This is a genomic window from Citrobacter sp. wls613 (genome assembly GCF_005281195.1).
In the GTDB taxonomy this organism is placed as follows: Bacteria; Pseudomonadota; Gammaproteobacteria; order Enterobacterales; family Enterobacteriaceae; genus Citrobacter; species Citrobacter gillenii.
This window is the reverse complement of record NZ_SZXN01000040.1, coordinates 1-11,679: the sequence shown is the minus strand read 5'-3', so window position 1 is coordinate 11,679 and position 11,679 is coordinate 1. Positions and strand designations below refer to the sequence as shown.

General features: G+C 54.2%; 7 protein-coding genes. 1 reads left to right on the top strand and 6 read right to left on the bottom strand.

Translation table 11 applies throughout. The features are described 5' to 3' along the window. Positions 1-226: 226 nt before the first annotated feature. The 6 genes from phoH to putP all read right to left on the bottom strand — a co-directional run bounded on the left by phoH (position 227) and on the right by putP (position 7,106). Positions 227-1,015 carry a phosphate starvation-inducible protein PhoH gene (phoH, locus tag FDX01_RS06380; protein ID WP_168246965.1) on the bottom strand — a complete coding sequence of 263 codons (789 nt, stop codon included), beginning with the start codon at positions 1,013-1,015 and terminating at the stop codon, positions 227-229. After that, on the bottom strand, positions 994-1,287 hold the full coding sequence (locus FDX01_RS23035) for a hypothetical protein (RefSeq protein ID WP_170973033.1): 294 nt from the start codon (positions 1,285-1,287) through the stop codon (positions 994-996). The genes phoH and FDX01_RS23035 overlap by 22 nt, the downstream gene beginning before the upstream one ends. Positions 1,288-1,546: 259 nt before the next feature. Continuing rightward, positions 1,547-2,830, bottom strand: coding sequence for an iron uptake transporter deferrochelatase/peroxidase subunit (gene efeB / locus FDX01_RS06375; RefSeq protein ID WP_137399447.1), 1,284 nt, complete (start codon positions 2,828-2,830; stop codon positions 1,547-1,549). A gap of 5 nt (positions 2,831-2,835) precedes the next feature. Beyond that, positions 2,836-3,963, bottom strand: coding sequence for an iron uptake system protein EfeO (gene efeO / locus FDX01_RS06370; RefSeq protein WP_137399446.1), 1,128 nt, complete (start codon positions 3,961-3,963; stop codon positions 2,836-2,838). 58 nt (positions 3,964-4,021) lie between these two features. Further along, positions 4,022-4,855, bottom strand: a complete 834-nt coding sequence (efeU, locus tag FDX01_RS06365) for an iron uptake transporter permease EfeU (RefSeq protein ID WP_137399445.1) — start codon at positions 4,853-4,855, stop codon at positions 4,022-4,024. 742 nt (positions 4,856-5,597) lie between these two features. Further along, complete coding sequence (gene putP, locus FDX01_RS06355; RefSeq protein ID WP_096757603.1) at positions 5,598-7,106, bottom strand: sodium/proline symporter PutP; 1,509 nt, start codon at positions 7,104-7,106, stop codon at positions 5,598-5,600. A gap of 422 nt (positions 7,107-7,528) precedes the next feature. Here putP and putA point away from each other — a divergent pair, with 422 nt between their 5' ends. Next, the gene (gene putA / locus FDX01_RS06350; RefSeq protein ID WP_137399444.1) at positions 7,529-11,491 is read left to right on the top strand and encodes a trifunctional transcriptional regulator/proline dehydrogenase/L-glutamate gamma-semialdehyde dehydrogenase; all 3,963 of its coding nucleotides are present in this window, start codon (positions 7,529-7,531) and stop codon (positions 11,489-11,491) included. Positions 11,492-11,679: the final 188 nt, after the last annotated feature.

The following is an 11,679-nucleotide window of genomic DNA, read 5'->3' as shown; positions in this document are numbered from 1 at the left end:
AGCTCGTACGCAAGTACGGGCTTTTTTTTCGTCTGTTGCAATATAGCGGATGCGATACGAGCATCTTATCCGGCCGACAACGAAATCCCCGTAGGCCGGATAAGCGAAGCGCCATCAGGCATCCTGCAAAGAAGCGTGTCTGTGTTTTTTATATGCATATAAACGATTATCCCTGCTTATAAAAAAACAAAGCCCGGTTCCCCGGGCCTTGAAGACGCAGAACCTATCAGCTGTAAGCGTTAAGCGTCCGCTGACAAAGCGCCGAGCGAACGCAATCATCTTTATTGAAACGAACGATTCCAATCATGTCATCTTCTTCGAAGCGGGCCAGCGCATCGTTTAGTCCGGATCGAACATGCGCCGGTAAATCGCACTGGGTAATATCCCCGTTCACAATTACCGTCACATTCTCCCCGAGGCGCGTCAAAAACATCTTCATCTGCGCAGCAGTGACATTCTGAGCCTCGTCGAGAATGACAACGGCATTTTCAAATGTCCGTCCGCGCATATACGCGAACGGCGCGATTTCTACCTTCCCAATCTCAGGTCGCAGGCAATATTGCATAAAGGAGGCACCCAGACGTTTTACCAGCACGTCATACACCGGGCGAAAATAGGGAGCAAACTTCTCGGAAACATCTCCAGGTAAGAAGCCGAGATCTTCATCAGCTTGCAGAACTGGACGGGTGACAATGATCCGGTCCACATCTTTGTGGATCAGAGCCTCTGCTGCTTTTGCCGCGCTGATCCAGGTTTTACCACACCCGGCTTCACCGGTGGCGAAGATCAGCTGTTTACTCTCAATAGCATTCAGGTAGTGCGCCTGAGCCTCATTTCGCGCCGTGATAGGTGTGGCATCGCGACTGTCACGCGCCATACCAATCGCTTCTACGCCGCCCATCTGCACAAGCGAGGTGACCGATTCATCTTCACGTTGTTTATGGCTACGCGAATCCCGTCTCAGCACACGTTTTGCTTCACGACGAGCTTTGATCACTGCTTTTTGTCTTCCCATGGATAGCACCTTGAGTTGTAGGTATACATCACACGCGCCATCTTCGGCACGATTATGCGCACGAACATCTGAGGGTTGGCTTCCTTGTAAGCCATTGCTTGCCTACGAATAAGACACCACACACGGCTACGCGCACCGTATAAGGCGTCAGTAACAAGGATAAGATGTGGAAGAGAGAGGAATTTAGCGGTGACGAGATGGCTACCGGAAGAGAAACGTCCGCGTAAGGTGGTGATAATGTAAGAAACCTGTCCAATACAGGACGTTACCATTCGCGATCTCCATAGTGAATGACTATCACTGCCGGGAACTACCGCTGTTACATATAAGTACAACAGAATTTATTCTCAATGCAACAATATTTTTACTTATTGTTAACTAAATTCCATCTTATCGTTGGCAACAGTCTCTTACAGAGAGATGACAGAATTATTTCACTGCAGCACGTATCACGAAAATTAATTATTTCGTTCATCGCTGAATCAGGTCAACATGTGAGGAATTGCCCCGCACAGGCGCGGGGCACGGGAATCAGGCTTGTAGCAGAGATTGTCCGAGGTAGTGGTCCGATGTTTTTACGCCCGGTAAAGCAAAGAAGTAACCGCCGCCAATCGGCTTAACGTACTCCTCCAACGCTTCACCGTTCAGGCGTTTCTGTACGGCCAAAAAACCTTTCTGCAGATCGTGTTGATAGCATACGAACAGCAGCCCCATATCCAGCTGTCCAGATTGCGTCACACCGAGCGAATAGCTGTAGCCACGACGCATCATCAGGCTGGATTCGGTCTCTTTGGTCCGCGGGTTCGCCAGCCGGATATGGCTGTCGAGCGCAATCACCTCACCTTCAGGATCATTGGCATAGTCCGGTACATCATGCTCATGCTGCATTCCCAGCGGAGCGCCGGTCTGTTTATCGCGCCCAAAAATGGTTTGCTGCTCTTTAAGCGGCGTGCGATCCCAGAACTCCACGCGAAACTGAATAAGTCTCACCGCCTGATAGCTGCCCCCTACCGCCCATGCAGGCTCGCCCTGATCGGCCGTGACCCACACCACGTTTTGCATCAGCTTTTCATCAGTACCATCCGGGTTCGCGGTCCCGTCTTTAAAACCGAGTAAATTTACCGGGGTTTCTTTGCCTTTACTGCGTGCAGCATGATCGGAGATAAATCCCTCTCGCTTCCAGCGCACGCTGAGCAAATCCGGCGTGTGCTTGATGATATCGCGCAACGCGTGAATAACGGTGTCCTGCGTGTTGGCGCAAATTTGTAACAGCAGATCCCCGTGGCACAGCGCCGCATCCAGCGAATCATTCGGGAAGCGCGTCATTTTTTGCAGCGTTTTCGGCATTTGTGCTTTCAGGCCATAGCGCTCATCAAACAGTGAATGGCCGACCGACAGCGTCATCGTCAGGTTGTCCGGGGCAATGTAAGCCCCCAGTATGCCGGAGTCCATTGGCGGCAAGCGCGGATTCGGTGTTTCTGGAGCCGGGCCGCCGGTGGTCAGGAACGCAAAGCGATGGGTCAGTAAACGGAACAGACGTTCAAGATCTGCTTTGTCGCTGGCGAGGACATCAAATGCCACCAGCATCATCGAGGCCTGCTGCGGCGTCAGGATCCCCGCCTGATGCGGTCCATAAAAGGGCTGTACATCATCGCGCGCATTGGGTGACAGAGTGCCCGGCGCACTGTGCGGTTTTTGCGCATGCGCAACCGGACAGCCGCCCGCCAGTGCCAGCGCGCCGCCCAATGCTCCCATGCCCTTTAACAGACGTCGGCGTGAGGGTTCACTCACGCCGTTTTCATTATCTTGTTGCATGATGCTTAATCCAGACCCAGTACGCCGCGTAATTGCGACAAATCTTCTGCCAGCGTCGTAATCGGTCCTTTCAGCGCGTTGCGGTCAGCATCGGTCAGTTTGTCGTAAGTTTCAAACCCGTCTTTGGTGCGATACTTGCTCAGGATGCTATCGACTTTTTTGAAGTTCGCATCCACTTTTGCCAGCAGTTCAGCATTGGATTTTTGCAGTTGAGGACGCAGGAGATCGACAATTTTCTGCGCGCCATCGACGTTGGCCTGGAAATCCCACAGGTCGGTGTGGCTGTAGCGATCTTCTTCGCCGCTAATTTTACTGGCGGCCACTTCTTCAATCAGACCCGCCGCTCCGCCAACCACTTTAGACGGTGGGAAGGCCAGTTCACTGATGCGCGTTTGCAGGTCGATAACGTCGGTGTTCAACTGGTCGGCGTATTTATCCATCCCCTTGGTGGTATTGTCGCCAAACAGCGCTTTTTCCAGACGGTGGAAGCCGGTGAATTTAGGATCGGCGGCCTTTTGCTCGTAATCATCTTCACGTGCATCGATGCTGCCATCGAGGTCAGAGAACAGCTCAGCAATCGGTTCAATACGTTCATAATGCTGGCGCGTCGGCGCATACAGGGATTTAGCCTTCTCGATATCCCCGGCTTTAATGGCATCTGTAAATGCTTTGGTCCCCGCCACCAGCTGTGCGGTTTCTGCGGTTACATAGGCTTTGTATTCGGTAATTGCACCGCTCAGGCTCAGCAGGGCGTCACTCTGTGCCGCATCTGCCGTTGCGCTGCCCTTGACGATCAGCTTCCCTTTCGGGTTCGTCAGCAGGCCGCAGGTCATATCATATTCGCCAGGTTGCAGGTTGGCGGTCATTTTCTGGCTAAAGCCCGGCGCAATATTTTCACGCTCTTCCACCACCATCACGCCTTTGAGGATTTCCCACTCCAGCGCTTTCTGACTGTGGTTCTGAATAATGAACTGGGTTTTTCCGGCATTAACCGTGATTGTCATCGGTTCACACTGTTTGTCGTTAACCGTGACATTGACCTTGGGAATATCTGCGGCGTGTGAGGCAAAAGCAGAAGTAAACAGCGCAGCGATACCCAGCTGCAGCGCACTACGGCGAAAGTTAATCGTCATGACCTATCCCTATAAATAAGTATGTTGTAACTAAATGATATTCTGCGTCGCGTTGTTATCAGGGTGCAGTACGAGACGCCGTAGAGCCTGAACGAGGCGGTAATGCAAACATAATCAGTGCCGGGATCAGGTAGATAAACCAGACGGCAACCTCACTGACACTTGGCGCTTCCTGGTAACCAAAAATCCCTTCCATCAGCGTGCCAAACAGCGAGTGCGTCGACAGCACGCTGCTCAGATCAAATGCCACATCCTGGAAATGATTCCATAACCCGGCTTCGTGGAACGCGCGAATGGCTCCGGCGGCAAGACCTGCGGCCACCAGCAAAATGAACAAGCTGGTCCATTTGAAGAAGGCCCCGAGATTCAGTCTGATCCCGCCGAGATATATCAGGTAGCCCAGAACGACGGCCGTTGCCAGTCCCAGCATCGCCCCGACCGGTGGCCAGATACCCAAATCTTGCTGAAAGGCCGCCAGCAGAAAGAAAACCGACTCCAGGCCTTCACGAGCGACGGCAAAAAAGACCATCATCACCAGCGCCCATCCGTGATGATTGCCACGCTGTAACGCGTTATCGACCGCCTGCTCCAGTTGAACTTTGACGTTGCGCGAAACTTTACGCATCCAGAAGACCATCCAGGTGAGGATCACCACGGCAATCACTGCCACAATCCCTTCAAACAGCTCCTGCTCTTTTTGCGGAAATTCACCGGTAGTTTCATTGATGAAAATCCCCAGCGCCAGGCATAGCGCCGCCGCCAGTAGAACACCAATCCACATTACGCCAATCCAGCGACCGCGCTGAGTCCGTTTCAGGTAACTGGCTATCAGGCTGACAATCAGCGCGGCTTCTAGGCCTTCGCGCAACATAATCAGAAATGGAACAAACATGCGAAGCACCCTTAAACGTTATTCTCAGTCAACTCGTGAAAAGAAAAGTAAATTACAGTGATAGTGATTATCATTACAGAAAAGAAAAACTCAAGAAGAATGTTTTGAGAATGATGACTTAATGTAAATAGTTAGTCTGATAAGGGTTACTGTGATTTTGCGAAGCGGCATAAAAAGCCCGCACGCGGCGCTATATTGTTCAGTTGAGCATGTATGGAGAACATTTTACCCTGAATAAGTTTCCGTTCAGCCATCAACGCCTCATCGATTTTCAGCCGGACCAGGGTGTCGCTTCAGCGCTCTGGCTTTCAGCTATATCCGTTTTGCTGTTCAGAGATATTCAAGTAAAAGCGCAGGTAGTCAGGTGTGGGCTGGTCCGGCTGAAAATTGCCGACGTGTTTCCGTAAGGCCGGGAGAGCCAGCATGGATGCTGGCTCAGGGCGCGTTTTGCAGGGACGCTACCTCGCGCCCGGCCCGATAGCCTGGAGGAATAAGCGGAGGGGATTGCGAAGCAACAATTTTCCTGCCGGGAGCCAGGATTGTAAAGGGCGTGGCGGAGAACGCCCTTTACACGTTCACAGGAATCGGTGCTTCAGAAAAACGATGAGCATGAGGTGAACGGAACCTTTCTCTGAGATAGCATATTCATTGCCTCCGCCAGCACATCTTGATGCCTTCTGAAACTAGTCGTTAACTGAACGGCATTGCCCGCACGCGGCGGGCTGTAGAAGCAATAAGCAGATTACTCAACCTGTAAACGTGACGGCGGTGCAGAATGATAATGCGCATCAGCTTCAGCAAAGCGTTTTTGCATTGCGGCTGAAGGTGCTTTACCCAGCAAGCTGAACACCACGATACCAATACTGCCGAACACAAAGCCCGGGATGATTTCATACAGGCCCAGCCAGGCGAACTGTTTCCAGACGATAACCGTAACCGCACCAATGATCATCCCCGCCAGCGCACCGTTACGGGTCATACGCGACCACAGTACGGAGAACAGCACCACCGGTCCGAATGCCGCACCAAAGCCAGCCCAGGCGTAGCTCACCAGACCGAGAACGCGGTTTTCCGGGTTAGCTGCCAGAGCAATAGAGATCAGCGCGACTACCAGTACCATGACGCGGCCAATCCACACCAGTTCTTTCTGGCTGGCATTTTTACGCAGGAACGCTTTGTACAAATCTTCCGTAATGGCACTGGAACACACCAGCAGCTGGCAGCTCAGCGTCGACATCACCGCCGCAAGGATAGCCGACAGCAGAATACCGGCAATCCACGGGTTGAACAGGATTTGCGCCAGTTCAATAAACACCCGCTCGGCGTTCTGGTTCACCGCACCGGCCAGTGCCGGATTGTTATTGAAGTAGGCGATACCGAAGAAACCAACGGCCACCGCGCCCGCCAGACACAGGATCATCCATGCCATGCTGATGCGACGTGCATGCACGATGCTATGGTGAGAATCTGCCGCCATAAAGCGCGCCAGGATGTGCGGCTGACCGAAGTAACCCAGCCCCCAGCCCATCAGGGAAATAATGGCGACAAAGTTCAGGCCTTTGAGCATGTCCACGTTCTCAATGCTCTTTTGTTTGATCACTTCCAGCGAGTCTTCAAAGCCGCCGACGCCAATAATCACCATCACCGGCGTCAGGATCAGAGCAAAAATCATCAGGCTGGCCTGCACGGTATCGGTCCAGCTGACGGCCAGGAAACCACCAATAAAGGTATAGATAATCGTCGCTGCCGCACCCGCCCACAGCGCTGTTTCATAACTCATGCCGAAGGTGCTTTCGAACAGACGCGCCCCTGCAACAATCCCTGAAGCACAATAGATGGTGAAAAACAGCAGAATAACCAGCGCGGAAATAATACGCAGCACGCGGCTTTTATCTTCAAAACGACCGGTAAAGTAATCCGGTAGCGTCAGAGCATTATTATTGAACTCGGTGTGTACGCGTAAACGTCCGGCCACCAGCTTCCAGTTGATCCATGCGCCTAATGTCAGGCCGATGGCGATCCAGCTTTCTGAAATCCCCGACAAGAAAATCGCCCCCGGCAGCCCCATCAGCAGCCAGCCGCTCATGTCGGATGCCCCGGCGGAAAGCGCGGTGACAAACGGCCCCAGGCTGCGTCCACCCAGAATGTAATCATCAAAGTTTTTGGTTGAACGCCATGCAATAAACCCAATCAACAACATGCCAAAAATATAGACACAGAATGTCACTAACATCGGTGTGCTAATAGCCATCAAAACTCTCCAAAATTATGTATCGACAATGCCGTGGCTTGCCGTTTTATTACCCTGCCGGAACGTGGCAAAGATATCTATGTTGACCTGGGCGACCGTATCCTGCCGGAAGCAAGGATCATTCACAATCGATTTAACACACCATTTACATCAATTTTGATCTCGAGTAGATAGCATTTTTCTGGAGGTTGCACTCTCTCACACTTTTCGCGGTTGCACCTTTAAAAAGTGTTAACTGCCGCAGAGAAAAAGCGCTCGTATTTTTTACAGACATCCCAACAAACACTACATTTATTAACATTTCATTCATTTTCAAGCTTGCAAACCAAGTCACATTTAACACGGTTGCACAAAGTTGCAACATAGTGGATATTTCTCAGTAACTATCAGTCCCGTATTTCAGCACAACAGGAGTAAACGGCATGGGAACCACCACGATGGGGGTTAAGCTGGACGACGCCACACGCGAGCGTATTAAAACAGCCGCAACACGAATCGATCGCACGCCGCACTGGCTGATCAAACAAGCCATCTTTAATTATCTCGAAAGACTGGAAAATGACGATGCCCTGCCTGAGCTGCCTGCCCTACTGGTGGGTGCAGCCAATGAAGGTGATGACGCCTCGGCATACCAGAATGAAACTCACCAGCCTTTCCTCGAGTTTGCCGAGCAGATCCTGCCGCAGTCCGTTTCCCGGGCGGCGATCACCGCCGCGTATCGTCGTGCAGAAACCGACGCCGTACCGATGCTGATGGAACAGGCGCGCCTGCCGCAACCGATCGCTGAACAGGCTCATAAGCTGGCATATCAGTTAGCCGACAAACTACGTAACCAGAAAACCGCCAGCGGTCGCGCCGGCATGGTACAGGGACTCTTGCAAGAGTTCTCGCTGTCCTCTCAGGAAGGTGTTGCGCTGATGTGCCTGGCGGAAGCCCTGCTGCGTATTCCCGACAAAGCCACGCGCGATGCGCTGATCCGCGACAAAATTAGCAACGGTAACTGGCAGTCGCACATTGGACGCAGCCCGTCGTTATTCGTCAACGCGGCAACCTGGGGACTGCTGTTTACCGGACGCCTGGTCTCCACACATAACGAAGCCAGCCTCTCGCGCTCGTTGAACCGCATCATCGGTAAGAGCGGCGAGCCGCTGGTCCGCAAAGGCGTCGATATGGCGATGCGCTTGATGGGGGAGCAGTTCGTCACCGGGGAAACCATCGCCGAAGCACTGGCTAACGCACGGAAGCTGGAAGACAAAGGTTTCCGCTACTCCTACGACATGTTGGGAGAAGCCGCACTGACCGCCGCTGACGCGCAGGCCTATATGGTGTCTTACCAGCAGGCTATCCACGCGATTGGTAAAGCGTCTAATGGACGCGGCATTTATGAAGGGCCGGGGATTTCGATCAAGCTGTCGGCGCTGCACCCACGCTACAGCCGTGCGCAGTACGATCGCGTAATGGACGAGCTTTATCCACGCCTGAAGTCGCTCACCCTGCTGGCGCGTCAGTACGACGTTGGCATCAATATTGACGCCGAAGAAGCAGACCGCCTGGAAATCTCCCTCGATCTGCTGGAAAAACTGTGCTTCGAACCTGAGCTGGCGGGTTGGAACGGGATTGGTTTTGTCATCCAGGCCTACCAGAAACGCTGTCCGTACGTGATTGATTATCTGATTGATCTGGCCACGCGCAGCCGCCGTCGCCTGATGATCCGCCTGGTAAAAGGCGCATACTGGGACAGCGAAATTAAACGCGCCCAGATGGACGGTCTGGAAGGGTATCCAGTGTATACCCGTAAGGTCTACACCGACGTTTCCTATCTGGCCTGCGCCAAAAAACTGCTTGCCGTGCCGAATCTGATCTACCCGCAATTTGCCACCCATAACGCCCATACGCTGGCGGCCATTTATCAGTTAGCGGGTCAGAACTATTATCCCGGACAGTACGAGTTCCAGTGCCTGCACGGCATGGGTGAACCCCTGTACGAGCAGGTTACCGGCAAAGTTGCCGATGGCAAACTGAACCGCCCATGCCGTATTTACGCACCGGTAGGGACCCATGAAACGCTGCTGGCGTACCTGGTGCGTCGGCTGCTGGAAAACGGCGCGAATACCTCATTCGTTAACCGCATTGCCGACACCACTCTGCCGCTGGATGAACTGGTCGCCGACCCGGTCGAAGCCGTAGAAAAACTGGCGCAGCAGGAAGGCCTGGCGGGTCTACCGCATCCGAAGATTGCGCTGCCACGCGACCTGTACGGCAAGGGACGCGAAAACTCAGGCGGACTGGATCTGGCGAACGAACATCGCCTGGCCTCGCTGTCCTCTGCCCTGCTCAACAGCGCACTGCAAAAATGGCACGCGAAACCGATGCTGGAGCATCCGGTGACTGACGGACAAATGACGCCGGTAATTAACCCAGCGGAGCCGAAAGATATTGTGGGCTACGTGCGTGAAGCCTCCCCGAATGAAGTGGAGCAAGCGTTACAAAGCGCGGTAAATAATGCGCCGATCTGGTTCGCAACGCCGCCGCAGGAGCGTGCCGCTATTCTGCATCGCGCCGCCGTTCTGATGGAAGGCCAGATGCAGCAACTGATTGGCATTCTGGTTCGCGAAGCAGGTAAAACCTTTAGCAACGCCATTGCCGAAGTGCGTGAAGCGGTCGACTTCCTGCATTATTACGCCGGGCAAGTCCGCGATGATTTTGATAACGAAACCCATCGTCCGCTCGGCCCGGTGGTCTGTATCAGCCCGTGGAACTTCCCGCTGGCCATCTTCAGCGGGCAAATTGCCGCCGCGCTGGCTGCAGGCAATAGCGTGCTGGCAAAACCGGCAGAACAGACACCGCTGATTGCCGCCCAGGGGATCGCCATTTTACTGGAAGCTGGCGTGCCGCCTGGCGTGGTACAACTGTTGCCTGGCCAGGGTGAAACCGTCGGGGCACAGCTGACGTCCGATGAGCGCGTACGCGGCGTGATGTTCACCGGTTCAACGGAAGTCGCCACGCTGTTACAACGTAATATTGCTCGCCGTCTTGACGCGCAAGGCCGTCCGATCCCGCTGATCGCCGAAACCGGTGGAATGAACGCGATGATCGTCGACTCCTCGGCGCTGACGGAGCAAGTGGTCGTTGATGTGCTGGCCTCCGCTTTTGACAGCGCCGGACAGCGCTGCTCGGCACTGCGCGTCCTGTGCCTGCAGGATGACATCGCCGAGCACACACTGAAAATGCTGCGCGGCGCGATGGCCGAATGCCGGATGGGCAATCCGGGCCGCCTGACCACTGACATTGGGCCGGTTATTGATGATGAGGCCAAAACCAATATTGAGCGCCACATTCAGGCCATGCGCGCCAAGGGACGTCCGGTATTCCAGGCTGCACGTGAAAACAGCGAGGATGCGCGGGAATGGCAAACCGGTACCTTTATTGCGCCGACGCTGATTGAGCTGGAGAGCTTCGACGAACTGCAAAAAGAGGTGTTTGGTCCGGTGCTGCACGTCGTACGCTACACCCGCAGCAATCTGGGCAATCTGATTGAGCAAATCAATGCTTCCGGCTACGGCCTGACGCTGGGTGTGCATACCCGTATTGATGAAACCATCGCTCAGGTCACCGGCTCCGCACACGTGGGTAACCTGTACGTCAACCGTAATATGGTTGGCGCGGTGGTCGGCGTGCAGCCCTTCGGCGGCGAAGGCTTGTCAGGCACCGGTCCGAAAGCCGGCGGTCCGCTGTATCTGTACCGTCTGCTGGCTAACCGTCCGGAAAATGCACTAAGCATCACCCTGGCGCGCCAGGATGCCGATTACCCTGTCGATGCACAGCTCAAGGCGGCGCTGATCCAGCCGCTGGACGCCCTCACCGAATGGGCAGCCGATCGCCCGGCGTTGCAGACCCTGTGCCAACAGTTTGCTGAACTGGCGCAGGCCGGAACTCAGCGTTTGTTGCCTGGCCCTACCGGCGAGCGCAACACCTGGACGCTGTTACCTCGCGATCGCGTTCTGTGTATTGCCGATAACGAACAGGACGCACTGGTTCAGGTCGCCGCCGTGGCTTCCGTGGGCAGTCTCATCCTGTGGCCGGATGATGCTTTCCACCGCGATCTGGCAAAACGTCTGCCTGCCGCTCTTTCCGGGCGCATCCAGTTTGCCAAAGCGGATAATCTGACCGTACAACCGTTCGATGCCGTTATCTTCCACGGTGATTCCGATCAACTGCGCGCGTTATGCGAGGCGGTTGCCGCACGGGATGGCGCAATTGTCTCGGTACAAGGCTTTGCCCGTGGTGAGAGCAATATCCTGCTGGAGCGGCTGTATATTGAACGCTCATTGAGCGTCAACACCGCTGCTGCTGGCGGTAACGCCAGCCTGATGACAATCGGCTAAGGGTATGGTTAATTAAGGCTCCGGTAACGGCAATACCATTCAGTTAAGCATGTAGGGTGAACATGTGATTCTTGCTCAGGGTTCCGTTCACCTCAGCGGTATCATTTCTCTGAAGCTCAGGTACCCGTGAACGTGCAAGGGAGGCTCACCGCCGCCTCCCTTGCAACCCAGGCTCCCGGCGGGAAAAT

Coding starts and splice junctions, on each gene's coding strand:
- phoH (WP_168246965.1), bottom strand. CDS start 1,015: ATGGGAAGACAAAAAGCAGTGATCAAAGCTCGTCGTGAAGCAAAACGT.
- FDX01_RS23035 (WP_170973033.1), bottom strand. CDS start 1,287: ATGGTAACGTCCTGTATTGGACAGGTTTCTTACATTATCACCACCTTA.
- efeB (WP_137399447.1), bottom strand. CDS start 2,830: ATGCAACAAGATAATGAAAACGGCGTGAGTGAACCCTCACGCCGACGT.
- efeO (WP_137399446.1), bottom strand. CDS start 3,963: ATGACGATTAACTTTCGCCGTAGTGCGCTGCAGCTGGGTATCGCTGCG.
- efeU (WP_137399445.1), bottom strand. CDS start 4,855: ATGTTTGTTCCATTTCTGATTATGTTGCGCGAAGGCCTAGAAGCCGCG.
- putP (WP_096757603.1), bottom strand. CDS start 7,106: ATGGCTATTAGCACACCGATGTTAGTGACATTCTGTGTCTATATTTTT.
- putA (WP_137399444.1), top strand. CDS start 7,529: ATGGGAACCACCACGATGGGGGTTAAGCTGGACGACGCCACACGCGAG.